28 protein-coding genes are annotated in these 25,702 nt (G+C 43.6%); 10 read left to right on the top strand and 18 right to left on the bottom strand.

What is annotated here, in order from left to right:
* Positions 1-98: 98 nt before the first annotated feature.
* Positions 99-734 carry an SDR family oxidoreductase gene (locus CYL31_RS11830; RefSeq protein WP_212915443.1) on the top strand — a complete coding sequence of 212 codons (636 nt, stop codon included), beginning with the start codon at positions 99-101 and terminating at the stop codon, positions 732-734.
* A 119-nt stretch (positions 735-853) separates the two neighbouring features.
* On the opposite strand, the gene csrA is transcribed toward CYL31_RS11830, so the two are convergent.
* A complete protein-coding gene (gene csrA / locus CYL31_RS11825) occupies positions 854-1,066 on the bottom strand; it encodes a carbon storage regulator CsrA (protein ID WP_212915442.1) in 213 nt (70 codons plus the stop codon).
* 136 nt (positions 1,067-1,202) lie between these two features.
* A complete protein-coding gene (locus tag CYL31_RS11820; protein ID WP_212915441.1) occupies positions 1,203-1,850 on the bottom strand; it encodes a LexA family protein in 648 nt (215 codons plus the stop codon).
* An 83-nt stretch (positions 1,851-1,933) separates the two neighbouring features.
* Here CYL31_RS11820 and CYL31_RS11815 point away from each other — a divergent pair, with 83 nt between their 5' ends.
* Together CYL31_RS11815 and CYL31_RS11810 are read left to right on the top strand one after the other, a co-directional pair.
* Entirely contained in the window at positions 1,934-2,131 is a 198-nt protein-coding gene (locus tag CYL31_RS11815) for a helix-turn-helix domain-containing protein (RefSeq protein WP_212915440.1), read from the top strand.
* Positions 2,132-2,238: 107 nt separating this feature from the next.
* Positions 2,239-2,691, top strand: a complete 453-nt coding sequence (locus tag CYL31_RS11810) for a S24 family peptidase (protein WP_212915439.1) — start codon at positions 2,239-2,241, stop codon at positions 2,689-2,691.
* Between the two features lie 129 nt (positions 2,692-2,820).
* On the opposite strand, the gene CYL31_RS11805 is transcribed toward CYL31_RS11810, so the two are convergent.
* A complete protein-coding gene (locus CYL31_RS11805; RefSeq protein WP_212915438.1) occupies positions 2,821-3,036 on the bottom strand; it encodes a DUF1127 domain-containing protein in 216 nt (71 codons plus the stop codon).
* 466 nt (positions 3,037-3,502) lie between these two features.
* Between CYL31_RS11805 and CYL31_RS11800 the strand changes: the two genes are divergently transcribed.
* The gene (locus CYL31_RS11800; protein ID WP_212915437.1) at positions 3,503-4,057 is read left to right on the top strand and encodes a YaeQ family protein; all 555 of its coding nucleotides are present in this window, start codon (positions 3,503-3,505) and stop codon (positions 4,055-4,057) included.
* Positions 4,058-4,094: 37 nt separating this feature from the next.
* On the opposite strand, the gene CYL31_RS11795 is transcribed toward CYL31_RS11800, so the two are convergent.
* Positions 4,095-4,838: a dienelactone hydrolase family protein gene (locus tag CYL31_RS11795; protein WP_212915436.1), complete on the bottom strand. Its 744-nt coding sequence runs from the start codon at positions 4,836-4,838 to the stop codon at positions 4,095-4,097.
* Between the two features lie 140 nt (positions 4,839-4,978).
* Here CYL31_RS11795 and CYL31_RS11790 point away from each other — a divergent pair, with 140 nt between their 5' ends.
* From CYL31_RS11790 to CYL31_RS11770, 5 genes are all read left to right on the top strand, one after another.
* Entirely contained in the window at positions 4,979-6,133 is a 1,155-nt protein-coding gene (locus tag CYL31_RS11790) for a tRNA-queuosine alpha-mannosyltransferase domain-containing protein (protein ID WP_212915435.1), read from the top strand.
* A 265-nt stretch (positions 6,134-6,398) separates the two neighbouring features.
* A complete protein-coding gene (locus CYL31_RS11785) occupies positions 6,399-7,718 on the top strand; it encodes a YjiH family protein (RefSeq protein WP_212915434.1) in 1,320 nt (439 codons plus the stop codon).
* A gap of 200 nt (positions 7,719-7,918) precedes the next feature.
* Positions 7,919-8,374, top strand: a complete 456-nt coding sequence (locus CYL31_RS11780) for a carboxymuconolactone decarboxylase family protein (protein ID WP_114413368.1) — start codon at positions 7,919-7,921, stop codon at positions 8,372-8,374.
* 42 nt (positions 8,375-8,416) lie between these two features.
* Positions 8,417-9,187: a helix-turn-helix domain-containing protein gene (locus CYL31_RS11775; protein WP_212915433.1), complete on the top strand. Its 771-nt coding sequence runs from the start codon at positions 8,417-8,419 to the stop codon at positions 9,185-9,187.
* 49 nt (positions 9,188-9,236) lie between these two features.
* Positions 9,237-9,971, top strand: coding sequence for a hypothetical protein (locus tag CYL31_RS11770; RefSeq protein WP_212915432.1), 735 nt, complete (start codon positions 9,237-9,239; stop codon positions 9,969-9,971).
* Positions 9,972-10,054: 83 nt separating this feature from the next.
* Here CYL31_RS11770 and CYL31_RS11765 read toward each other — a convergent pair whose 3' ends face one another.
* Together CYL31_RS11765 and CYL31_RS11760 are read right to left on the bottom strand one after the other, a co-directional pair.
* Positions 10,055-10,588, bottom strand: a complete 534-nt coding sequence (locus tag CYL31_RS11765; RefSeq protein ID WP_249411565.1) for a glutathione peroxidase — start codon at positions 10,586-10,588, stop codon at positions 10,055-10,057.
* 91 nt (positions 10,589-10,679) lie between these two features.
* Positions 10,680-11,993 carry an alpha/beta fold hydrolase gene (locus CYL31_RS11760; RefSeq protein WP_212915431.1) on the bottom strand — a complete coding sequence of 438 codons (1,314 nt, stop codon included), beginning with the start codon at positions 11,991-11,993 and terminating at the stop codon, positions 10,680-10,682.
* 276 nt (positions 11,994-12,269) lie between these two features.
* Here CYL31_RS11760 and CYL31_RS11755 point away from each other — a divergent pair, with 276 nt between their 5' ends.
* A complete protein-coding gene (locus CYL31_RS11755; RefSeq protein ID WP_212915430.1) occupies positions 12,270-12,827 on the top strand; it encodes a CBS domain-containing protein in 558 nt (185 codons plus the stop codon).
* Positions 12,828-12,984: 157 nt separating this feature from the next.
* On the opposite strand, the gene CYL31_RS11750 is transcribed toward CYL31_RS11755, so the two are convergent.
* From CYL31_RS11750 to CYL31_RS11695, 12 genes are all read right to left on the bottom strand, one after another.
* Positions 12,985-13,731, bottom strand: coding sequence for an AAA family ATPase (locus CYL31_RS11750; RefSeq protein ID WP_249411564.1), 747 nt, complete (start codon positions 13,729-13,731; stop codon positions 12,985-12,987).
* A 97-nt stretch (positions 13,732-13,828) separates the two neighbouring features.
* Complete coding sequence (locus CYL31_RS11745) at positions 13,829-15,220, bottom strand: NAD-dependent succinate-semialdehyde dehydrogenase (protein ID WP_212915428.1); 1,392 nt, start codon at positions 15,218-15,220, stop codon at positions 13,829-13,831.
* A 12-nt stretch (positions 15,221-15,232) separates the two neighbouring features.
* A complete protein-coding gene (gene doeA / locus CYL31_RS11740) occupies positions 15,233-16,534 on the bottom strand; it encodes an ectoine hydrolase (protein WP_212915427.1) in 1,302 nt (433 codons plus the stop codon).
* Complete coding sequence (locus CYL31_RS11735; RefSeq protein WP_212915426.1) at positions 16,531-17,790, bottom strand: aspartate aminotransferase family protein; 1,260 nt, start codon at positions 17,788-17,790, stop codon at positions 16,531-16,533. The genes doeA and CYL31_RS11735 overlap by 4 nt, the downstream gene beginning before the upstream one ends.
* 56 nt (positions 17,791-17,846) lie before the next feature.
* Positions 17,847-19,019 carry a N(2)-acetyl-L-2,4-diaminobutanoate deacetylase DoeB2 gene (gene doeB2 / locus CYL31_RS11730; RefSeq protein ID WP_212915425.1) on the bottom strand — a complete coding sequence of 391 codons (1,173 nt, stop codon included), beginning with the start codon at positions 19,017-19,019 and terminating at the stop codon, positions 17,847-17,849.
* Positions 19,020-19,587: 568 nt separating this feature from the next.
* Positions 19,588-20,121, bottom strand: a complete 534-nt coding sequence (locus CYL31_RS11725; protein ID WP_212915424.1) for a GNAT family N-acetyltransferase — start codon at positions 20,119-20,121, stop codon at positions 19,588-19,590.
* A 37-nt stretch (positions 20,122-20,158) separates the two neighbouring features.
* Positions 20,159-20,428 (bottom strand): type II toxin-antitoxin system TacA family antitoxin, encoded by a 270-nt coding sequence (locus tag CYL31_RS11720; protein ID WP_212915423.1) that lies wholly within the window; start codon positions 20,426-20,428, stop codon positions 20,159-20,161.
* A gap of 213 nt (positions 20,429-20,641) precedes the next feature.
* Positions 20,642-20,899 carry a hypothetical protein gene (locus tag CYL31_RS11715; RefSeq protein ID WP_212915422.1) on the bottom strand — a complete coding sequence of 86 codons (258 nt, stop codon included), beginning with the start codon at positions 20,897-20,899 and terminating at the stop codon, positions 20,642-20,644.
* Positions 20,900-21,058: 159 nt separating this feature from the next.
* On the bottom strand, positions 21,059-22,396 hold the full coding sequence (locus tag CYL31_RS11710) for an MFS transporter (protein WP_212915421.1): 1,338 nt from the start codon (positions 22,394-22,396) through the stop codon (positions 21,059-21,061).
* A gap of 292 nt (positions 22,397-22,688) precedes the next feature.
* Positions 22,689-23,159 carry a DUF2867 domain-containing protein gene (locus CYL31_RS11705; protein WP_212915420.1) on the bottom strand — a complete coding sequence of 157 codons (471 nt, stop codon included), beginning with the start codon at positions 23,157-23,159 and terminating at the stop codon, positions 22,689-22,691.
* Positions 23,160-23,232: 73 nt separating this feature from the next.
* On the bottom strand, positions 23,233-23,865 hold the full coding sequence (locus tag CYL31_RS11700) for an ATP-binding cassette domain-containing protein (RefSeq protein WP_212915419.1): 633 nt from the start codon (positions 23,863-23,865) through the stop codon (positions 23,233-23,235).
* Entirely contained in the window at positions 23,853-25,589 is a 1,737-nt protein-coding gene (locus CYL31_RS11695; RefSeq protein ID WP_212915418.1) for an ABC transporter permease, read from the bottom strand. Before CYL31_RS11695 ends, CYL31_RS11700 begins: the two co-directional genes overlap by 13 nt.
* Between the last annotated feature and the right edge of the window lie 113 nt (positions 25,590-25,702).

Here is a 25,702-nt window from a genome sequence, read left to right as displayed (position 1 = left end):
CTTGGCGTCATACCCTTATAGTAGTAAGTAAGACTTTAAAAGGCCGTGGCGTTTTAATATTCGCGTCTCGTTCCTTGAAACGTAGAAGGAGGCAGGTTATGAGTAAAACTCTCGTTATAGGTGCAAGTGGTCAAATTGGTCAGTTGATAACGAAGACACTTGTTGAGTCAAAAGAAGTTGCTCGTGCTCTGGTGCGAGATAAAAGTAAGCTGGATGAATTTAAAGACAGTGAGCTGGAGATAGTCGAGGCTGATCTTGAAGAAGATTTTAGTCATGCATTTGATGGTATTGATAATGTGATTTTTGTGGCTGGTTCTGGTGGTTCAACAGGTGCGGATAAAACCTTGCTGATTGATTTGTGGGCTGCTAAAAAAGCCGTCGACTATGTACAAAAAACCAATATTAAGCAGTTTATTATGCTGAGCAGCATTGGCGCGGATGATCCTGAGGCAATAGAGTCAGATATCAAGCCTTATTTGGTTGCTAAACATATGGCAGATCAATATTTGATGGCGTCAGGTGTGCCTTTTACTATTGTCCGTCCTGGCCCATTAACGAATGATAAAGGCCAAGGAAAAATCACCATTAAACGGCCGAATAGTCGAGAAGAGATGGCGATTCCGCGAGCGGATGTTGCTAAATCGGTTTTATTTATCCTAAGCAAGGATAATTTGAATGGTAAAATATTCGAGTTGTTTGGTGGTACGTATGATGTCGATAATGTTCTCGTTTAAATAATTGTTAGCGTGTCAGTAATGAAAGGAGCCCTAATATTTTCTCAAGCATTAGGGTTCTTTTACATCTGCCGCTTTTATCTATTAAATCGCTATTCAAATTTCGCCGTCAAGAAGGGCTACGCAGGTGCCGTTTCTTTGGTCTGCTCGCTTTGAGTTTCCTGTAATTTTTCAGCTTGAATACGTTTGTAAATTTCTTCTCGATGAACGCTTATTTTTTGCGGGGCTTTAATGCCGATGCGAACTTGAGTGCCTTGCACTCCTAATACCGTGACTTCCGTATCATCGCCGATATTAATTGTTTCACCGGGGTGTCGAGTAATGACTAGCATAATTCCTATCCTTTGGTTGTTGTCGACACTTTTAAAATACAACTTATATTGTTAGCCTGTCAACAGCTTAGGGTGTTTTTTATTGTCTAATAGGTCAAGTGTTACGGTAGTATGAAGAAGAGAAGTTGTAAATAGTTCAAAATAAAATTCGGGCTTGAGTGACAACGCCTATGATTGCTAAATCGCTGGGAACTTCAATGGGTCTATAGTTTGGGTTGAGTGGAGTTAGGTAAGTTCGCCCAGCGTCGATGACCAATTTTTTAAATGTTACATCTTTACTGTCTACTACTTTTGCGATGATCAAATCACCGCTCTTGGCCGTTAAGCTAGGTTCAACAAGAATTAGGTAACCTTCGGGAACGCTTAAGCCAGAAGGCGACATCATGCTATCTCCCACGACATTTAGCCAAAATGCTGATTTCGACGTAGATGCTGGTGTTTCTATCCAGTCAAATTTTTCTTTGTCTAATTCAGTATTCGGCCATTGAGCAGCTTGTGGTGTTGTAATGACAGGTCTTAGATGGGTTTCTAAGGGTTGTGAAGTGCTGCTGCTATTGGTGTAGCTGGAAGTATTTTCTCTAACTTCGCTTGCCGCTCCTAAAAGTAACCATTCTGCATCGCATTGCAACGCTTTGGCTAAATTGAGTAGCTTGCGCGGATTTTGTGTCCGGCCGTCTTCAATCTTTTGCAACGATTGTTGGGAGATGCCAATACGTTTGGCTAACTCTGCTTGAGTCAGTCTTAGGTCGGTTCTTTTTTGTTTAACGCGTTCTGCAATAGTCATAAGTGAATAATTACAACTTTATCTGTATTTGACAAACAATAAAAACTGTAATCAAATACAGCAAAGGTTGTTAAGGAGGTTATATGTCAGCCATTGCAAAAGCAGTCGAAATTGTAGGAAGCCAAACTGCACTCGCGCAAATATTAGGGGTTAAGCAAGCTCACGTTTGGAACTGGTTACATATCCATAAACGTTCGCCAGCAAAATACATACGGCGTATCTCTTTGGCGACGGAGGGGGAGGTCAGTGAAAGCGATTTGCTTAAAGATCATGAGCTCTAGCTTTATGTTTGGCAGAGGTGGTTAATCTCTCGTCTTTACAAAAATTCGCTAGTTTATTTGCGTGCTTTAAAACATACTGTACGAATATACAGTTTGGATGTTTATTTATGCGCGTTTCTTATCTTGGTACCTCTGAGTCTGCGGCTTTTATTGCAGCAAACAGTGTTCGAATTCCACTTTATTCTGAGTCAGTACAGCTTTCTGATCTTAGTCAGCAGCCTAAAGACAATTCTTTGGATCTGAATGCCTTGTGCATTCCTAATCCTGCGGCGACTTTTTTTGTTCGTGCTCAAGGTGAGCCGATGGAAAGAGAAGATATTCACTCGGGCGATGTGCTGGTAGTTGATCGATCGTTAACGGCGCGTCATGGGGACATTGTTATTGCATTTGAACATGGAAAGATGGCGGTAATGACATTGGAATTAAAGCCTGATGTTTTGCTTCGTCCCAAGAATAAAGCCTACGCAGCGACAGTAACGCCTGTTATTAAAAAAGATGCATCTAGTTTAGAAGTATTTGGTGTGGTTACCAGCGTAGTTCGTCAGTTAGAGCGTGGCTAATCGTCTCCATTTTACTTTTTTATCTGAGCCAATAAAAAACGCCTTCCATTACCTAATAATGAAAGGCGTCGTGGCCATCCGGCCTAGTGTTTTACCGTCACCTCAGAGTCTTCTGAGGTGACAATCTGGTCATCCGTCGCTCGGTTGTTCTCCTGGTGGTATTTGAGCTTTTCCTTTCAGATCACTTTCTAAATCGTTGTTGCCAGCCAAAGGACGAATTTGTCCATTGTCGCGGTAGAAGCCAATATCTTTTAAGTAATGGTCATCAAGCTGACGAAAAGCTTGATTGGTGCGACGAGCTTCGAAGTATTCTTTAGCGGCGTTGAATAGGGCAATGATACTCATAAGTTTTCTCCAAAATATAACATTTAATAGTGTGTTTTGGCGGAACTTACGGGGTGATTTCTTACAGAGGTGACCGCGTAAATTCCGCGGTCAATGGTGTATTACACAGGCATTGAACGCGTAGACAAAGTTTTGCGTACTCGATTATTGCAGCGAGTAGCCATGGAGGAAGTAGAATGATTTAGCGTATAGGTAGTCATTTTGCTTCTCCTTAACTTTGGGTTTTATTGATTGCGTAATGCATAGTGTAAAAATTGCTCGTTTGAGCTTCTTAATTGGGCCTTATTTCGTGACTTATGTCAATCACTTATATTGAAATTACTTTTCTTTTTTTAAGTTGCATAAATACTTTCTTAATGTCAAAAAAACAGTCTGCATGTAGCGATATTGTGGGTGTGTTTTGCTGTACAATTCGTCGCGATTTTCCTGTCCTCTTTTATAGTTAACAAATGTAGTAAGTGACCTCATGGCGACGAAAGCAACAATTTATAAAGCATCGGTTCAAGTATCTGATATGGATCGAAACCATTACCAAAGTTATGAATTGACCTTGGCATTACACCCTTCTGAAACCGAAGAGCGCATGATGGTGCGTTTAGCGGCGTTTGCTTTATTGGCTGATGAGAAAGAAGGCGGCGAGCAATTAAGTTTCAGCAAAGGCATTAGTACTGAAGACGAGCCCGATCTTTGGCAGAAGAATTACTCAGACGAAATTTTGCTTTGGGTAGAGCTAGGACAGCCAGACGAGAAACGGTTACGTAAAGCCTGCGGTCGCGCTCAAAACGTCGTTGTAGTGAATTACAACGATAAGTCCGATATTTGGTGGGAGCAAAACAAAGGCAAGAACAGCCGCTTTGATAACATGCGAGTATTGCGCTTTCCAGAAGCTCAAGTTGAAGCGTTAGCGAAGATCTGTACTCGTTCTATGCAATTGAATGTAACTATTCAGGATAGCGAAATGTGGATTTCTGGTGAGCTAGGCGAATGTGCCATGACACCAATGTGGCGAGGTGAGCAATAAGCTCACCTTCATCCACTATGCGCGTATTGATGTGGTGTTATGCTTTATGCAAAGTGCGTTGGAACAGCGCAACGGCTTTGTTGTAACACTCTAAGGCGAGGGCAGGATCGTAACGATCGCCTTCGTCGCGCATAAATGCATGCTGGCCGTTGAATTCATGCCAAGTGAACAGGCGGTCAGTATCGATCAATTGCTGGTAAATCTTCTGGCGTCCTTCCGTAGAAACATGCGGGTCTTGTTTACCCCACACCATAGTGATTTCGCCTTGAATTTCTTTTGTGCGAGTGAAAGAGTCGTTACCTTCATCGCAAGGAATGGTATTTGAATGAATGTCCGTTGCGTACAAGCAAAAAGCCGCTTGGATACGAGGATTTAGCGCCGCGCGATACGCCAAATGACCACCCAAACAAACGCCCATACTGCCAAATTGCCCCGTACAGTAATCTTGCTGCTCGAAGTATTCCAGCATGGCCACCGTGTCGCTGTCGTGAGCTTCTAATGTTTTAGTGAATTTGTCAGCGTTGCCTTTGTCCTTGCCTTCATCGTCATAGCCCAAGACCGTGCCGATTGGGTTAAGCTCATGAAACACTTCTGGCACAATTACCACAAAACCATGACCAGCCATAATGGCGGCAGAGCGAGCAATCGGTGCCGTTTGTTGGAAAATTTCAGAATAAAAAAAGATACACGGAAAGCGACCTTCGGTTTGAGGGCGATAAACAGTGCAGCGCATGGTGCCGGTTGGCGTGTTAATATCTTGATCGTGACGTTGAATGATCATGGTAATCCTTAAAGCGATTTGTCATTTTCCTACATGATATTCGACCCAACTGGGATGAGCCAGCTGCAAAGCTTTCAAATAGACATAAAAGCTCTTAAATAGATAAAAAACCAAATTTAACCAACGAGTAGAAAGAAATCGTGCGAATTTTATTGATCAGCGCCTACGAAGCCAGCAGCCATAAAGCCTGGGCAAATACTTTGATGAATGGTTTAGATCAGCATGAATGGCACTATTTGTCTTTACCTGCTCGACATTTTGCTTGGCGGATTCGTGGTAACGCCATGAGCTTTGCGTTTGACCCACAATTTAAACCTCAGATAGAGCAAGAGTACGATTTGGTTATCGCCACCTCGATGACGGACTGTGTTGGTTTAAAAGCCTTTTGCCCAAACTTACAGAGCATTCCTTGGCTGCTGTATTTTCATGAAAATCAATTTGCTTATCCTGCCAGTGATAAACAGCAAGGCTTGGTGGAAATGCAGATGGTCACCTTGTACAGCGCCTTGGCTGCTGACCAGTGCGTGTTTAATAGCGCATTCAATAAAGACTCTTTCTTTGGTGGGGCGCGAGCCTTGTTAAAGAAACTGCCTGATTACGTCTCGCCAGATTGGTTAAATGACACAGAAACCAACGCCCAAGTGCTTGCTGTTCCTCTGGATATGCCTACTTCAATCGAGTCTTTAGTGGAGACGAGTTTAGCGCCAGAAGAGAAGGGAGATGAAAAACTCCCTGAACGAATTAAATTGGTGTGGTCGGCGCGTTGGGAATTTGACAAAGGGCCTGATCGATTACTGGCTATGCTAGAAGAACTAGAGCGCCGCAAGCTAGACTATGAAATTGCCATTCTTGGCGAACAGTTTCGTTCTATTCCAAAAGAATTTGATCAGATTCAAGCCAAGTTTGCTCATCGAATCACACAGTTTGGCTTTGCACCAAGTCGGGCGGATTATCTAGGTTTTCTTGCGTCATCAGACATTGTGCTTTCTACCGCATTGCATGAATTCCAAGGCCTTGCTGTGCTAGAAGCGGTCGCGCTGGGTTGTGTGCCAGTGCTGCCAGACCGACAGGTTTATCCAGAGCTGTTTGGCAATCACCTAAACGAAAAGCTGTATCTTTATCATAGCGATTTGAAGGATATTCAAAGCGAAGCCGAGCGAGCAGTGGACTTGATTCTGCGTGTTGTTAGGGATGATGTGAAAGCACCAGGCGTTAGTCATTACCAAGCCGAAAACTTACTAAAAAAATATGATGAGCTTATTGATCAGCACGGATGTCAAAATGATTATGTATAGACAACTTGGCTAATCTGTATGTTATAAAGCACTTATTGTTTCTGTTTTTCTCTACATTATTTATGAATCAAAATGGCGCGTAATGCTTTATATCGCGCCTATTTTGTGCGATATTCCTATGGTTGATGCCTTAAAAATAAAAACAAATTCACTTTAATCGTAAGAAAGAAGAGCAAATTCACGTCATTTTAATATGTATATACATGTTGGTATGTATGTTGCTTTTTAGCTTATGATTAATAACCTTCTCATAGGAAGTCTTCATATGAATGCTACAGATCCAAAGTCAGGAGTGGTGTCTCCACTGTCTCTTCTTAAACTCATTGCCTATAGCTGCATTGGTCTTTTTGTCTTTTTCATTCCGATCAATATCGGTGGGAAAGAAACCATCCCGCTTGATCATATTGTGTCTTGGCTCCGTAATGATTACGGTCAAATGGCTGAGGTTTACGCTATTTTAGTGGTGTTGGCTGGTGGTGCTTATCCTTTTATCTCGGGTAACTGGCGTGCCAGTAAAACTCAAACTGTCTTGTCTATTTTCAAAGTCTTGGGCGTAGTGACGGCTGTAATGGCGTTTTTCTCCGTTGGACCTGCCTTCTTGTTCGAAAAAGACATGTTGCCGTTCTTATTTAGCAAGTTGGTCGTGCCGGTTGGTTTGATCGTACCTATCGGTGCAGTATTTCTTGCGTTTCTGATTGGCTACGGCTTGCTTGAGTTCGCTGGTGTGCTTTTACAACCCATTATGAAGCCTTTGTTTAAAACACCGGGGAAATCAGCGATTGATGCGGTTGCGTCCTTTGTAGGTAGTTATTCTATTGGCTTGTTGATTACCAATCGTGTTTATAAGTCTGGTCAATATTCCGCGAAAGAAGCGGCAATTATTGCGACTGGTTTTTCTACCGTCTCGGCAACCTTTATGGTGATTGTGGCGAAAACACTGGGCTTGATGGATGTTTGGAACGTCTTTTTCTGGGCCACTTTATTGATCACTTTTGTGGTGACAGCAATCACAGTACGCATTTTTCCGCTTAGCAAAATGGACGACACGGCAGAAAGTCGTGAAGTCGAAAAGTTCGAGCATTCGCGCTTCAAACAAGCGGCATTGGAAGGGTTGGATGTGGCGAAAAATGCCGCGCCCATTGGTCGTAATATCCTGCAAAACATCAAAGAAGGCATGTTAATGGCAATGAGCATTTTGCCTTCTATTATGTCGGTTGGTTTGTGTGGCTTGTTATTGGCGAAGTACACGCCAGTATTTGAATGGATTGGTTACTTGTTTTACCCATTCGCATGGATCGCCCAATTGCCAGATCCAATGATGGTAGCGACGGCGTCTGCAACGGGCTTGGCTGAAATGTTCTTGCCAGCGCTAATCGCAGCGAAAAGCGTATTTGTTGTGAAGTTCGTGGTGGGTGTGGTGTCTATTTCATCCATACTTTTCTTCTCTGCATCGATTCCTTGTATCTTGTCGACCGAGATCCCATTGAATATTAAACAAATGTTGATGGTTTGGTATCAGCGTGTGGCTTTAACGATTCTCATTGCTTCACCTGTAGCATTTTGGGCTGAGCAGTTTGTTCAGTAGTCAGTAAACTGTCGCTCTACTATCGTTAAATTATTGGTAATAGAGAGCTATAGAAAAATAAAGCAAAACACACTGAATTGACATTTCTACATTAATTTGGTGTGTTTTATATTTCCCTTCAAAATGTCGAATTTCTTCAATTAATGCTGATCACCTATCGCTAGGATTGGGCTTCAAATTTATTCTTTGGAGAACTCACTATGTTAAAACGCATCAATTATTTTGCCGCAGCACCACAAGCGTTAGAGCTTTTGTTCAAGCAAGAAGAAATCATAGGTAAACAATTCGCAGAGATACCAAACTTAAGTAAAACTATTTGGGAGCTAGTGAAGCTTCGTGTCTCACAAGTAAACCAATGTGCTTTTTGTTTGGATATGCACAGTACGCAAGCATTTGAAATGGGTGAGACGTACGAACGAATGATTGCATTGAATGCTTGGAAAGACTCACCTTTATTTTCTGAGCAAGAGCGTCTAGCTTTGGGTTTTGCGGAACATCTTGTCTCTGGATATTCTGTTGATGATGCTTATTATGAAGAAATGTTGGCTAATTTCGGTGAATCTGGACTAACTTATTTAACCATTGCAATAAATGCTATTTCGAGTTGGAATCGAATTGTAAAAGTCTTTAAGCCTGAGGTTGGTAGTTTACGCTGAATAAAGCACTTTCGCTCACCAGTAAGTAAGAGGGTTAATCTGTTGTCGTCCTTGTTGTTTGATATTCACTTTCCGCAAGGGCCACTTTCTCTGTGGGTGCAGGCTATTTGGTCGGCGCAAATCCCAATGGATCAAAAGGGCGTTACCCGTCGATTGGTTGCTGATGCAGGTAGTGGCATATTGTTCAATCTTGGAGAGCCGATACGGGTTGATCAAGAAGTTTGGAATGAACCAGTGATATTTCAATCAACTAATCGGCAGGCGCATATTATTCATTTGCCTACTGGTGCCAATTTAGTTGGTGTACGTTTTCAGCCCGGAATGGGGGGCTTGTTGCAGGCGGAGTTAGCTGCGCTGGAAGGCAATATTGGCTCATGGCAATCGTCTGAATTTATCCAATGTTTATTGGTTCAGTTAAAAAGTATTTTAAGTGTAGAAGAACGTATTAATTTATTGGATAAGGCTTTCGATCACGTTACTTCAGGATCGGCATATGATCATGACCCAGTAGTGAAAGCCGTAGAATTATTACAACAATCTTCCCGAGTTGATTTGTTAGACGTGCTTCCTCTTAGTCAGCGGCAAATAGAGCGTCAGTTTCAAGCTCGTTTAAGTATGTCCCCAAAATACTTCCAACGCTTGAGAAGAGTTCGATCGGTTTTGTTGGCTTTAAAAATGGAAGAAAATCATGTCAAACTGGCTGAAATCGCTGTCGAATACGGTTTTTCTGATCAAGCCCACATGACACGTGAATGTCAGTTAATCGCCGGTATTACGCCAAAGCGTTTTATGAAAAGCAGGTTATTACGCTAGGGCGTGTATTTTTGATGGTGCCCATCATCAAGTTTGCTATGATTCCAGCATGAAATCAAAACTGCAATTTATCGCTATTTATCTGCCTGTTTTCCTTGTGTTGTGGCTGGGGCTTTTCCTCGATAGCAAAGCATTGGCGGAGCACATTCCGTTTAATCAATGGATCACTAATTTCTTGGTCTTGATCTGTTTTGTCTGGGTTTATTCTCGTGTCACGGCAAGAATCAAAAAGCTGATGTTGTATGGCATTGCGTTGGCGTTGCTTGGTGAGGTGGTGTTTTCCCTTCTTTTGGGAATGTACGAATATCGCCTAGAAAATGTTCCGTTGTATGTACCTCTTGGGCACAGTCTTATTTATGCCGCTGTGTTTTATATCCAAAAAGAAAAAATTATCCAGCGTAATAAGGCGCGTATTATTTCGATTTTGTATTGGGCAATGATCGCCTATTCGAGCCTTTGGCTGCTGTTCGACCAGGATGTGTTTGGCTTCCTTTGTATGTTGGTGATTGTGCTGTTGCTAAGAAAGAAAACGGGCAATGAGCTGTTTTTTCTTATCATGTTTTTCATGGTGGTGTATTTGGAATTGCTGGGGACCTATTACCAGTGCTGGGTTTGGCCAGATACATGGTTCGGTAAAGTGCCTTTCATTGCGAGTAGTAATCCGCCGAGTGGTATTAGTGTGTTTTATTTTGGTTTCGATATTGGGTGTTTGTGGATCTACAAAAAACTGAATAGCCAAAAGTGGAGTCGTATGAAATCGCTTAGACTGCTTAGAAACTCTTAGATAAAAGCTTATAAAAAAAACAAAACGAGCTACTATTTTCATAGTAGCTCGTTTTGTTTATAGATCTGTTTAGTCTGAAAGACTTATAGATCGGCTTCAATTGATGCAACAAGTGCGTCGTCTTTTGGTGTCACATCTGGCGAGAAGCGCTCAACCTTGCCATCTTTGGTGATCAAAAACTTCTCAAAGTTCCAAACCACTTCTGGTGCTTTTGTCGCTTCGATTTTATGGCCTGCCAACATAGTTACCATGGCGTCGCGATTTGGCGTAACTGGTGCTGCTTCGATCAAACCTTTGTATAAAGGATGTTTGTCTTCGCCAGTGACCGCAATTTTGCTGAACATTGGGAAAGTAACGTCGTAGGTAAGGCTGCAAAACTGTTGAATTTCTTCATCGCTGCCTGGCTCTTGACCTGCAAAATCGTTTGCAGGGAAGCCTAGGATCTCTAAACCTTGTTCGTGGTATTTTTTGTACAAGGCTTCAAGGCCTTCGTATTGTGGTGTTAGCCCACATTTAGACGCAACGTTAACCACCAAAACGGTTTTGCCTTGGTAGGTCGATAGATCAACGCTTTCGCCTTGGATATTTTTAACGGTTAGGTTCAATGGATGACTCATAAAAATTCCTTATCAATTTATGTTCGATGCAAGGATCTTAGCGGTTTGTCGCCTAAACAATGCGGAAAAATTGCATAACATTGTGATTGTCTTAGTTTGAGCTTTTTAACGGGCCGCCTTGATCTAACAGCAATTCACGCAACTTGCTGAACACTTCTGGCGACTGACGAACGCCGTCGTGTTCGTAGCTATTGGTGACCCAAACTTGCGTGTTGGAAACTTGGCTCGCTGTTTTTAGAGACAGCTCACGGGGTACGTACATGTCGTTGTGATACACCGCCGCGACAACGGGTACTTTGTTTTTGGCAAGTTTTTCAAGGTCATAAAGTGGTGCGTAGTCCTTGTAAGTTGCTAGGGCATTCGCAGCCTCAGCAAAAGGGCGCAGCGAAGAAATTTGATCAAACATCCACGGGTAAATCATTTCTCCTGTTAGCATCAAAGGCGAGTGTGGCGCGTCAAATTCACTAAACTGATCTCGCAGCTGTTGTGCTGTCCAGCTAGTGCTTTCATTAGGTCGGCCATAAATGCTTTCATGAATCGCTGCAAAAAGTGGTCCTTCGTGATAACTGGTTATGTTCATGACTTGCTCTAAGAACACACCGCTAAGCCGAGTTTTGTCACTGCCAGCAAAGGCTTCATCCACTAACCAATGTACCTGATCAATACCTGGCCCCATCCCCAAAAGAATGCCGATGCTTTGGAATCGTTCTAAAGTGAGCTGGTCGCCATCAGGTAAAATCACTTTCTCGTTTGTTAGGCATTGTGCGATCTTCGCTATGACGTTCGCGTCTTCTGGATAACGAGCGTAATAGTCTTGGTTCTTCTCGATCACGCGCTGATAAGTTAGCTGATATACCTCTTTTGCTGATTCTTCAAGCCCAGCCAATCCGCCCGTTACATAACATGCCGCCAGACCTTCTGGCGCTTGGGATAAATAAGTTAAAGTGATAAAGCCGCCATAGCTTTGTCCTAATGTCTCAAATAAACGACCGCCATATATCGTCTTACGTAAGTGTTCGCAGTCGGCGACAATACTGTCGGCACGGAATTTAAGTAGATAATCACGACCTTCCTCAGCAGACAGCTTACTAATCAAATTGGTATCAATTCGGCTGCTGCGGCCAGTGCCACGTTGATCTATCAGAATAACCCGATGGGTTTTCAACGCCTCCGCCATCCATGGTGGGGAACCTGGCATTGGGCGAGGGGATTTGCCACCGGGGCCACCTTGTAAAAATAACAATAAAGGTAGCTCTTCATCGGCGCGGTTTATATCCACCACCTCGCGAGCAAATAGGGAAATGGTTGGGCTGTTGTTAAAGGTACGCCAATCCAACGGAACTTCTAATTCGTGATTGGTAACAAGCATTCCTTTCATTTTGTACTGTTGGCTGACTGCGTTCATATTTCCCCGTCATCTTTGGCATAGCGATTTAAATTGTTAGCCACTTTAGCACTGGCAGACATTAGAGTTCGAATATTTTTATCTATCAGTTTTGATTATTAAGGTGTTTTGGCATCTGTGAAAAACAACACAGAACCGCTTGTGGCCTTGTTCCCTAGACTTGAAATTGTTATTTTTAGTAGCAATCTATTACGCTATACAAAATGATTAGTTATGATTATGGATAGACACCTTCCATATTAGATTTACGACAAGACAGCGCTACGGAGTGCCTTTATGAAAACACTTGATTTTTACCCTACGACAGAAATAGATGAATTGGCTTGGCCTGAAGAAAACTACGACCTTACAATAGACTCTCCTGCATTACTTTTTTTTACTGATTTTCAAAACAACAAACCTCTGGTCGTTGAATCCACATCATCAGTCTTAAACGTCAAAGAGCTTATGCAAAAAGAGCATGTGCGCTTAAAATTTGTCATTGACGAAAATAAGCATTTTATTGGTGTTGTTAGCTCTGACGATATTATCGAGCGCAAAATCGTTCAAAAAGTATCGGAAGGTTTAGAGCGAGCTGAAATCGTTGTCGCTGAACTTATGACAGCTAAAAAGAACCTAAAAGCATTGGATTGGCAGGACATTTCTAAAGCCACCATTTCGGATGTGATCACCGCGCTTAAAAATAACGGCGAACGTCACTGTCTTGTTCTTGATCGTGAAAATCACAAAATCCGCGGTATTTTCTCAGCCAGTGATATTTCTCGTAGATTGCGCCTAAATATCGATATCCAAGAAAAAACCAGCTTCTCTAAAGTATTTACCGCAACACTGTAACATTCCAAAAAGACTTTTTTGTCTGGCACTTCCATAGCCTCTTATTGCTCGTTGTTCATAGGCAATAAGGGGCTATTTGGTTTAATACAGTTCACTTAATCAACTTTTCGATAACATGGTCAAATACATTTACATGCAAAGTCATGCTGTCTCCTTCCTATGAAAACAGTTCTTTCAACATTGGCTCAGGGTTGTTCAAGAAGGCTCTGGTAACTCCGTAATGTTCGGTGTCTTCGTATTTTACTGGGTAAATGCCTGTTTTATCGATCTGGTAAATTTTTGCTCCTGGATACGCCATCAGAATGGGTGAATGTGTTGCGATGATGAATTGAGATTGTTGGTTTATCAGTTGGTGCATTCGACTTAATACGGCAAGTTGCCTTGTTGGTGAAAGCGCGGCTTCTGGCTCGTCAAGGAGATAAAGCCCATTTCCACCAAAACGCTTCAACATAAGAGCTAGAAAAGATTCACCATGGGATTGATGGTGCAGCGACTTTCCGCCATAGCTATCTATAATAAATGGTCCAGACGAGGGGGCTTCATCTAATTCATCAATATTGGTAGCAACGTTATAGAAACTTTCTGCTCGAAGAAAAAAACCGTCTCGGTAGCGTTTAAAGGATTTCGAAAGGCGAAGGTAGCTATGTAGATCCGAATGAGTACTGCGCGTACCGAAGTTGAAGTTTTTGGTGCCGCCTTCTGCGTTGAAGCCCAGTCTGACCGCAATGGCTTCGAGCAAGGTGGATTTACCACTGCCGTTTTCCCCAACAAAAATAGTCACAGCTTTATCGAATTCAATAAAATCCAGTTCCTTTACTGCAGGGATAGAGAAAGGGTAAACCTCAAAAGAGTCGATTAAATCTCTTTTAAGTTCGATGGTTTTCAAATATGGCAGCGGTTCCATGCTCATTACTCTTGCTACTTTTTAGGGTTTATTCACAGACAAAAAAAGCCTCAAGGGAGGCTCTTTTGATGAGTTTTAACATAATAGCAATATAGTTCTAAGCAATCCAAATTTGTTGTACGTTAACAAACTCCCGTATGCCTTGTGGGCCAAGCTCACGTCCATAACCGGATTTACCAATCCCGCCTGATGGCAACCTTGGGTCACTTTTGACGATGCCATTGACGGCAATTTGTCCTGATTCCAGTGTCTCAATGGCTCGGTCTATGGCCACTTGGTTACTGGTCCAAATGCTGGCGCCTAAGCCGTATTCGGTGTCGTTTGCCAACTCCAGCGCTTGATCAATCGTATCAATTGGCGTCACGCTTAACACTGGTCCAAAAGTCTCTTCTTCAAACACTGTCATGCCAGGCTTTACATCAACCAATAACGTCGGCGGATAGAAGAACCCCGAACGAGAGGGTAAGTCTCCGCCTGTTAAACATCGAGCACCAGCTGCGATGCTTTCTGATACTTGGCGATGCAGTTGATCTCGTAAGTCTTCTCTCGCCAATGGCCCTAAATTATTGCTTTCGTCTCTTGGGTCGCCACACTTCAGTTTGCTAAAGCGTTCTCGCAGTGCTTCACAGACTTCGTTGTAAATTGATTTTTCGACAAACAAACGCTTCACTGAGATGCATGATTGCCCCGCATTGACCATGCGCGATAGGGTAATAATATCGAGGGCTTTTTCCAAATCCGCATCGGCCATCAGAATACAAGGATCAGAACCGCCAAGTTCTAACACGGCTGGTTTTAATCCCGCTGCGGCTTGCGAGGCAATGAATTGTCCCGCTTTACTTGAACCGGTAAAAGAGACGGCTTTTACTTGCGGATGGTCGATCATTTTACTCGCTACCGCGTTTGTTACCGTTAAGTTAGCAACCGCATTTTTTGGTACGCCAGCTTGATAAAAACATTCGACCAATTTGTTTGCCGTGGCCGGCACATTCGGATCGGCTTTTAGCACGCAAGTATTGCCCGCCATTAAGGCTGGCGCCAGAAAACGCAATGCCAACCAAACCGGCGCGTTCCAAGGCAAGATACCCAAAACCGTACCAAGAGGAGGGTATTGCACATAGCTGTGGCTTGCGTCCGATTCTAAGGTTTCAGGTGTCAGAAACGCTTCGCCATTGTCAGCGTAATATTCTGCGCACCAGGCGCTTTTCTCAACCTCGGCAACGCCTTCTTTAACTGGTTTGCCCATCTCCAGAGCCATTAAATCGGCCAGCTCGTGTTTGTTTTCTCGCATCGAAGCGGCAACGGCTTTTAATATAGCCGCTCGTTTTGGATAGCTTGTGGCTTTCCATCCGGAAAAGCCTGCTGCCACCTTATCGATGGCGGAGCGAGCTTCGTCTAGCGTTAAAGCTTCATAAGAAGGTAAAGCTTGCCCAGTCGTCGGGTTAATGCTTTCAAGCGTTGCTGTTTCTAATTTGGCTGCTGTTAACATGGTCACCTCCAATTAGCTGGCCGCTTTTTCGGCTTGCTTGGTGTTCGATTTGGTTTTCTTCGCTTCCTCTTTAGCAGGCAAGGTGCTGGGCTCTTTAACAGATACGCTGCTGGGCAGCTCGATTGCTCTTCTTTCCTGAGGCACTGCTACGCCGGATTTCACTGTGAAGTCGCGATCCATGCTAAAGAAAGAGCGACAACCGTCTTCGGTGATCTCGATAGTGTCTGAAATACCACAGGTTTTATCGCCTTCAATACCCCACATCCATGGAATCATGTGGAAGGTCATACCCGGTTTTAACACCGCAGAATTACCTTGTTTCAAGCTGATGATGTAGCCTTCATCCCAGCTTGGTGGGAAGGCGATGCCGATAGAGTAGCCAGAGCGCGTAATCAAGCTTGCACCGACTTGGTTGTCCATAATGATGTTTCGTACCATGTTATCCACGTCCGACACTGTCATTCCAGGCTGTACCACTCGATGAATTTCATTGAGCGCGCGCTTCATGATTTCTTGAGATTGATACATGGCATCCGATAATTCGCTAAGAATCACAGTGCGCATCATGGCTGTGTGATAACGACGATAACAACCGCCCACTTCTAAAAAGACATGCTCGTTTGGCTGCACCGTGCGGCCTTCAAAAGTGGCGTGACCAATCATGGTTCGTGGGCCAGAGGTGACGTAAGGCATGACGGCAGGCGTTTCACCACCAGCTCGGAACATCGCCGCGGCGATTTCTGCACCAATTTCATTTTCTGTAATACCGGGACGACAAATCTCGATGCCTGCTTTCATGCCAGCTTCCGTCGCCAATGCAGCACGGCGCATTATCATGATTTCTTCTTGAGATTTGCAGATACGGCCTTCTTCGACGATGCCGAAGCAATCCATCAATTTGGCATTTTTCAATGTCGTGTGAATACAATCCTGCTGATAAGCTGGGAAGAAGTAGCTATTGCGTTCGTAACCAATACGCTTGTCAGCTAAACCAAATTCCCGCAGCGCATCAACGAGCATTTGAATCGCATCGCCTGTATCAGGGTAAGGTCGAGTTAGTTCAACCCATGTGCGAGCAAATATATTAGATTCTTCCAACGCTCGGGTGATCATAAAAGGCTCTTTTTCGAGCGGGATCACCAGTGCTTGAAAGAAAGAATAACCCGTGGTTTGGTAATCGGTTAAATAAGTAATGTTTTCTGGGTCTGTGATTACAATCGCATCCAAGCGGCGCTCGGCAATGCGAGCGCGCAATTCACCCAAGCGACGCTGATACTCAGCGAAAGTAAATGTCATATCATCGCGTTCAATCATGCGGCTTCCTCCATTACAAAACGTACGGCATCTTTTAAAATATCCAAACCTTCGATTAGATCTGCGTCAGGAATGGTTAATGGTGGAATGATCTTCAACACTCGACCACCACTGCCGCAAGCGCCCAGCATCAGGCCGTTATGGAAACAACGTTGTACGACTTTCGCTGCCACTTCGCCACTGCCCATGTCTAAACCAAGGATTAGACCTTTACCACGCAATTCTTTTGCGCTGTTTTCGCTAACCAGTGGCTCTAACGCATTGCGTACCGTTTTGACTTTTTCTTTAACTTCGTTCATCAGCTTGTCATCGTCAAAGTAGCTCAAGGCGACTTCACCAGCGACAAACGACAAGTTTTGCCCACGGAAGGTGCCAGTGTGTTCGCCTGGCGACCAATGTTTGTCTAAATCAGGGTGTACCAAATTCATTGCCATTGGCGTACCCGCGCCACCAATGCCTTTGGCTAAAGTGATGATGTCTGGATTGATACCCATGTCATCAAAGCTGAAATACGAGCCAGTGCGCCCGCAGCCCACTTGAATGTCATCGACAATTAGCACTGAGCCAAACTCTTTGGCGAGCTTTTCCAATTTTTGCATCCATTCTTTGCTTGCGACATTCACGCCACCTTCCGCTTGGATGGTTTCCACCATGAATGCGGCTGGTGGTTTTATGCCACTGGATGGATCTCGGTATTGGCTTGCTAATGCATCTAATGCTGCAAGTGAAGCCTCTTGGTCGTGCTCTTGGTCGAATAATTCATGGCTGACATGCAGCAAAGGCACACCGGAAGCTTGACGGAAATACTCGTTGGCGGTTGCTGCCAATGCGCCCAACGTCATGCCGTGAAAGCCTTGGCTAAAGGCGACAATGTTGTGTCGTCCTGTGGCGTTACGCGCCAGCTTCATGGCCGCTTCTACCGCGTTGGTGCCTGTCGGTCCCATGAATTGCATGCGATGAGGCATGTTTCTAGGGGTAAGAATGACATCGGTAAATTTTTGCATAAATTGGGCTTTGGCTTGGGTTTGCATATCCAAACTGTGAAGCACACCATCTTTTTGCATGTAATCGATCATTGCTTCTTTCATGTGTGGGTTGTTATGACCAAAGTTAAGCACCCCAGCGCCAGCAAAGAAATCAATGTATTCCTTACCGTTTTCATCGATCTGACGTGAGTTTTTTGCCGTAACAAAAACCGTTGGGTACGTGCGAGCGTATGCTCGAATGTTGGATTCTCGTTGTTCGAAAATAGTCATGTCGTCTCCTTATGAAACTTCTGTTCACTTGCTGTTTTGTGGTTGTGCTTTTGGTTTTATCGTTTTGGTAGTGATTGATTGGCAAGGCCTGCAAGCTGGCAAAACCAACGGCAGACATCGGCAATCAATCGATCATTGAAATCGTAATGTGGACTGTGACAAGCCACGTTGTGACCTGCGCCATCGTCACTGCCTATCAAGGCAAACGCACCGGGAATCGCTTGCAAATAGTAGCTAAAATCTTCCGACGCCATGATTGGTAAGGCTTGTCCGTGATTAAGTGTTTGTTCGCCATAAAGCGATTGCCACACCTCGCGAGCGTTTGTGGCTTGGGCTTTATGATTAATGGTTGCCTGATAGCGCATGTCGTGTTGTATAACGCATTCCACGCCATAAGCCGCTGCAGTTTGCGTGGCGACTTCGGTAATATGTTGATTAATTAGTTGGCGAGTTGCTTCGTCAGGCACACGAATGCTGCCGCTTAATGTCGCCGTTTCTGGAATCACCGTAGGCGCGGTTCCGCCATGTATTTGCGTTACGCTGATCACTGCTGTGGCTTGTGGTGCAATACGTCGACTGACGATTTGCTGTAACGCCACATTTACCGCGCTGGCTGCTAACAAAGGATCGGCGCAGAGTTCTGGTTGGCTGGCGTGCCCGCCACGACCTTTGAATTCCATGCTAAACGTGCCATTGCCACACATCACAATACCGTCAGGGCAAGCGATCGTGCCATAAGGCAGAGCGGGCCAGTTGTGCCAGCCGTAAATTTCTCCGACATTTTCCAATGCGCTATCTTTGATCATTTCACGTGCACCGTGAAAACCTTCTTCGGCTGGCTGAAAGATGAGTACCACGGGCTGAGGTAACTCTTTTTCAAATTGTTTTAACCAACGTGCTGTTGCTAGCAGAGTGGCCGTATGTCCATCATGACCACAAGCGTGCATGCAGCCTTGGTTCACCGATTGCCATTCCTTGCCTGTTTGCTCGTCAATTGGCAAGGCATCCATATCTCCACGCAAAGCAATCGCTTTACCTTTAGCGTTTTTGTTCAACCATGCGATGGTTCCTGTATCGGCACAAGTGCGCCATGGAATATCCAAGGCATCGAGCTGGCTGCGAACCAATGATGCAGTGTTTTTTTCTTGCCAACTAAGCTCGGGATGAGCGTGTAACTGCTTACGCAAGTTTTCTGCGAAGATAATATTCTCTTGCCATAAATTCTGCATAACGCCTCCCTTAAAACTCTGTGTAATTTGAAAAACTTCATACAGTAGTAATTAAATATTTATGGGGTTGCAAGAGCGAAAAATAAAAAGAACATCAATAAAAAGTATAAAAGACAGAAAATAAAACATAAAAACATCAAAAAAAACGCTCAAAACAAACACATAGAGAAATATGTAAAAAAATCATAAAAAGCTGAAAATTCACATTTCAATCAATAAAATAGGCGTTTTAGTGTGCTCCAAAAATGCGCGGTAGAGCCCTAAAAATAAGCGTTCAGCTCAAAATTGGCGCTTATAAATAACTGTCATGTCTAATGATTAGTTATGTAAGCGTTTTGATTGATATAAGTTACATATCTAACGATTAGTGTTGTAGTGTTATTTCTTTATTGTTTTACTACGTTATAAAATAAAAGGGTGAGTTTTGAAGATAAAAGAAGAGAGATAACGATAGAATTAATAATTTAAAATGAATGAGGCTGCAGTCTTAATAAATATGAAAATCTTATTTTAAATATTAAGATTGGGCCTCTTTTTTGGATATTAAGAGGCTAAGAAGAGAAGAGAGTTAGTCGCAAAATAACTGTTCAATCGTTTTCATCGGTAGGAACAGCCGGATACGACCATTATGTTCACATAAGAATTCAAAACCATATTTCTTATAAAAATGTTGAGCAGACTCTGTCAGGCAGTCAACAACCACCGCGAAGGCTTTCATGTATTGATTGACTCGCCATAAATATTCCAGTGCTTTTATTAAACTCACTTTACCAAGTCCATTGCCGTGGAACTCTTTATGAACGGCTAACTGGGCCAGTAAAAATACTGGAATAGGGTAGGTAGGCAGCTTTTTAGCTAAATTTTTAGGTAAAGTTTCTCTGCCTATGGAGCTGGCAGCAACGCAATAAAATGAGCAAATAGGGTATTTTTTATTAAGCAGAGGCTGCACTGCAGGTAAAACCATAGTTCGGCTGATACCCGCTTGCATATGTTTCGCAGCCTGAGTTTTGATAAATGTATTCAGTTCATCTTCACCACAATCGAAAGAGTCGCGATCATGGTCCGATTTTTTTAGCTCTTCAAATTCCTTTTTCCAGCTCATTTTTTCAACCTATTGTTGCTAGTTAATCGCTTTCGACTTAACGAAAGCCTTCATCTTTAGTAAATGCAGCTGCTTCCTTGAGTGCATTATTAGGTTTTTCTGCTTGTTCACAAGCCATGAGAAATTGCTCAAAAACATCTTTTTTCACTATAAGACTCTCATGTTTAGCAATAACATGCGAAGCATCTTCGTCCATCAATCGAACAACGTACTCAGTCAGACTTTTTAGTCCTAAAAGAGCGGACGCTTTTTCTGCTTTGGCTTTAATTTCTTCATCAAGCCGAATATCTAAACGTGCAGTCGCCATTTTTAGCCTCCAACTGTACGGATACATTCCGTATTGTTATGCAGTATAAATCTTGATCAAGAAATATGCAATTTGTACGGAAGCATGACGGATTAATTTAGGCAATAATCTTGTTGAGTTCTATCGAACCGTTGATTCATTTACATACCAGGTATCATTTTTGTGATGGATACCAATGACGATCAGAGCTTCGCGTTTCTCGTAAATACCTTTTCACACAAAGCGAAAGCAACCGTCATGATTGCCATCCCGATAGCCTTGTAAAGCCCCAAAATACTCGTAACCCACGTTTCGACCATTTTTGGCTTGCATGTGTTTGATGTCATACTCAAAACGCTCTGGAGAGAAATCGACAAGATCCTCCTCTTCGTAATGTTTAATAAACAACTCATAGTTGCCCGTGTCATCGGCTTTCAGCATTCCTTGAAGAAATTGCTCCGCAATGTGTTTCTCATTTTTGAGCTCAAGCATAGTCGTATCCTTACTAGAGTTTAAGGCTAAATGAATGCACTAGAGGTTATTATTTCATCATGCTTGGAGCAAATTATTTGGGATAAGCTACTTTTTAAGCACAAAAAAGCCAAGGCCGTATCGACGGTCTTGGCTATTATTGATTAATCCTATAAAGGATTAGGCTGGGTTGGCAGCCACATCCAAGCGTACTCGAAAACGCATAACAGCAAGGCTTGCCAAAACACCTACGCAACAAACAAGCGTGACGTAATACGCAGGAGCTAATGGATCTTCATTTATTAACGTACTCACCACCAGTGGCGTTGTACCACCAAAAATGGCATAAGCCAAATTATAAGAAAACGACAGACCCGTGAAACGAATCGCAGGAGGGAAGCTTTTCACTGCAATCGCAGGGACAACACCCACTAAGCCGACAAAGAAACCAACCAAAGCGTATAATGGAAAGAGCAAGGATGTATCTTGCAGCATAGTGCTATAAAACACCCAATAACTTGCACCAAGACCAACGCTAAAAATTGCCAGTATTGGGCCATTTCCAAAACGATCTGCTAAAGCGCCACATACCAGCGTGCCAATTAAAACGAAAATAATCGCCACGCTATTGGCTTCTAATGATGTTTGAGGATCTAGCTGAATAAGTTTTTGCAGCAAAGCTGGCGTCATCAATATAGTTACCACAATAGCTGCCGTTAAGACCCAAGTAACGGCCATGGAAACCACAACCGAAGGAATATGCCCTTTTAGTACTGTCTTAAGAGGCAGGTCTTCGGCTAACTCTTTACGCTGTTCCATTGCCTTAAAAACTGGCGTCTCGTGCAACCAACGACGTAAATACATAGTCACAAAGCCAGACAAACCACCTAGAATGAAAGGGTAACGCCATGCAAAACTGTGGATCTCTTCCGCTGAATAGATAGCGTGTAAGAAGGTTGTCACCAAGGAACCAATTAAAATACCCGCAACAAGGCCAGCAGACAGCACACCACAAGCGAACCCCACATGACGCTTAGAAACGTGCTCTGTTACAAAGACCCAAGCTCCTGGAGCCTCTCCACCAATAGCCGCACCCTGTAAAATACGGAATAGCAAAAGCAATAGAGGAGCGGCAATACCAATCGTCTCGTAAGTAGGCATTAAACCAATTGCTAATGTCGGTACAGCCATCAGGAAAATACTCATCATAAACATGCGTTTACGACCAAGTTTATCGCCAAAGTGAGCCATGATAACGCCGCCTAGAGGACGGGCTAAGTAACCCGCCGCAAAAATGCCGTAGGTTTGTACTTGGCGTAACCAATCTGGCATGTCTGCTGGAAAGAAAAGACTACCAACAACGTTGGCAAAGTAAACGAAAATGACAAAATCGTAAAATTCTAACGCGCCACCAAGAGCGGACAAACTTAAGGTTTTGGCATCACTTCGATTTAAGCGTCGATGAGGAGCATTTCCATCATCAGCACTATTGGGTTGAGTGTGTGTTTTTGTATTCATGATTATTAGACAACTACTTATTAAGGGCTACTTTTGTTTAAAGAGGACCTATCCAACGCCACTACGATTTTTGTTTTTATTCATGAAAATTCAGACATGAGGGTAGAAAGAGATGTTTTCTGACAGGAATAAGAATTTTACTGGTGGTATTGTGCAAAATAAAGGTGTTTTGACGAATATGGCAGCAACTTCGGAAATACTGACTATTTGGCAAATTTTTTATGCGGACTGATAAGCTGGGATCAATAAAGTCACATGCTCTTTTTATGCTGTTAGCTGCTCTTATCACAGCTTAGACGCTGTTAGAAAAATTTAACCTCTGAACGCGAGCCAACGCATTCCGAACAATTAAAACATGAAAGGGAAGAATAGTTTTAAGGTAGATTTTTCCGCCGATGTTATGGGGATGTACCCAAGTCGATAAAAATACTCGACCATCCTTAGACATGACAGAGATTCTAAAGTCTAAATGTTTATCATTAAACCCAGCGATTAGTTCATGATCATTCTCTGAATCAACTGGGAAAAAACCAACCTTGTCGGATGCTTCTGGCCCATCGCTTAACAGACCAAACTTTGAAACAACAGCATTGCGTATTTTTACCAAGAAACTTGCCCATCCGGGAAAGTCGGTAATAATTTCAGCTGCTTCGCGAGGTGATAAATTGGATTGAACAGCGTAGCTGTCTATGAAATCCGATTTATTGATACGATCGGTAAGAAGGCTGTTGCTAGGAAGTTCCGTTTCTACGACTTTACTCATTATTCATCATCCTTTTGATTTTAGGTGTCGGCTAATAGTTTATCTATTTTTTTATATGAGATTAAAGGGCTATTTACTCACGGCCTAACTCCAAACATTCTCCTTCCATGGCTTTTGCATCCTCAGGATCGTGTGTGACAAGCAACGCGGGTATGTTCGCTTGGCGTATTTCGTTTAGCACAAAGGCTCGTACGTCACGCCTTAGTGCTGGATCAAGTTTGCTGAAGGGTTCGTCCAATAGTAAATAATCCGGTTTGGAAAGCAGGGTTCGTAGCAAGGCAACACGAGCCTGTTGACCGCCAGACAGTTCTTTCGGTAGGGCATTGGCTTTGTCGGGAATGCCGAGTTTTTCCAAGGCGTTTTGCGCCATGTTGATACGTTCTTGCTTATGGATGTCAGCAGGAATAGCGAACATGAGGTTTTCAGTGATGCTCATGTGCGGGAACAGCAAGGGCATTTGTTGTAAAAAGCCGACTTTTCGATCTTGCATGGATTTTGTGTGCAAAGCTTCGTCGTTTAAAAAGGCTTCGCCAGTGGTAGTTAAATTCGGTGATAAAGATCCGCTTAAAAAATGCAGTAGGCTGGATTTGCCAATGCCGCTTGGCCCCATGATGGACAAAACCTGACCATCGGTGATCTCGAAGCTCAAATCTTTGATAAGTGTCTTATCGCCCAAAGACAAAGAAAACGCATTTACACTGAGCACGATGTCTTCCTTCTGCTAAACAAAGTTTTTAATACCAAGCGCCACCTAGTCCAGCGCGGTGGAATAAATTGCGCGAGCCAAAACACCATGATGGGAAAGAAGGCTTGCAACATGGCCATGCTGCCCACTTGCTTTCTATCGCCTGATGCAGCTTGGGCAACGGCTTCGGTTGTTAACGTGTTGTAACGGCCTTCACCCGCAATGAGCGTAGGCAAATATTGGGCGATACTGACAGAAAAACCAATGGCAAAGGCGGTGAAAATAGCGGGTTTCAGCATGGCGATTTTAACCACAAGATAGTTGCGCCAAGGACGATGGTTGAGCCGATTGGCTTGCTGTAAGTATTCCTCTTGATACGCTAAATACGGGCCTTTTAGGGTCAGATACACATAAGGCAAAACATACATGAGATGCAGGGCAATAATGGCCCGTAGGTCGCCATTGAGATTTAGATAAATCAGCAACACATGCAGGCCAAACAAAAAACCAATTTGCGGCAATAGAATGGGCACGTAAATCAGCCAATCAAATAAATGGGGCGTGTCGCTCTGGACTGAATGTGTCATCTTATGTCGTTTGGTTTCCAACATCACAAGACTGATGACACAAGCCAGCAGCGTGGCTATCAGCGCAATAATGAGCGTGTTGCTTGTGAGTTCCATCAACAGCGGCGTGGCGCGTTCGATATTGTCCCATGTCCATTGACTGGGCAGCGCATCGGGAAAGCGCCAGCGTCGAGTAAGTGACCAAATAGGCAGCACAAGCAGAGCAACAAACGCATTGATTAAAGCCAGCAACCCGAGCATGACACCCATTCGAAGCGCGAAGTCAGTAAGACCCGCACGCTTGCCATTGCTGCGTTCTGCACGTGTTAATCGACTAAACAATAAGTGCGCCACTTCCCAGCCTGCTAAAACGGCAACAATGATCAACATAAGAGAAATGGCCCCAGCGCTTGCCATTAAACGCATGGATAAATCGGGGTCATTAAACCAGCGTAACAATGTCACCGCCAGTGTTGACGGTGTGTTGGGGCCAATCACCAAGGCCAAATCGACCACGGTCAAACTAAAGGCAATAACAATGAAAATGGGCAAACGAATAATCGGATACAGCTGAGGAATTAACACTTTTCGCCACAAGGTAAAACGGCTGTAACCGAGGGCTTGACCGACTTGTAGGCTTTCTCGCGCCTTGATGCTCTTCATGGTGGCGAGCATGACAAACAAGAGATAAGGCATTTCTTTTATCACAAGGGCGAGAATCAGTGAAACGCCATAAGGATCTTGTACGGTAATCCAGTTAGGTGGGCGATCAAAGCCTGTTAGCCAAGGGCTAAATAATCGAATTAACCAACCAGATGGACTCAATAGAAACAACAGGCCAATGGCAATGGCTGCATGGGGAATCGCCAAAATCGGTGATAACAGAGCTTCTATTTTTCGGAAAAACGGACGCTGATAGCCCCAAGCCAACAGCGACAGAGCGAACCAAAGGGCAAGCAGAGGCGCGGCAATTCCCGTTATGAGAGTGAGTTTTAAACTGGCGTAAAATTCCCCTTGGGTAAACAAGTCACGCCAAGGAGAGAAGGAAAGGTCGTATTCACCAAGGGGAGGGAAATATGCAAACGCAGGAAGCAAGGTGCCGATCAAACCAATGGCAATGGGAAATACCAATAACAGCCTAATTATCCCAGTGATCCATTTCGCGTGTTTTAACGGCATCTTGCTTCTTAATATATTTGGGGGGGGGTAATAATCATAGCCACTAATGTCTGTCATTCCCGCCTTTGAGCTTGTCGCTAAAGGTACTAAGCGAATTTTGTAGACCTTTATTA

The sequence above is a fragment of the Marinomonas sp. A3A genome, from assembly GCF_018336955.1.
In the GTDB taxonomy this organism is placed as follows: domain Bacteria; phylum Pseudomonadota; class Gammaproteobacteria; order Pseudomonadales; family Marinomonadaceae; genus Marinomonas; species Marinomonas lutimaris.
Note: the sequence above shows the minus strand (reverse complement) of the source record. Positions and strands in the feature narration are given on the sequence as shown.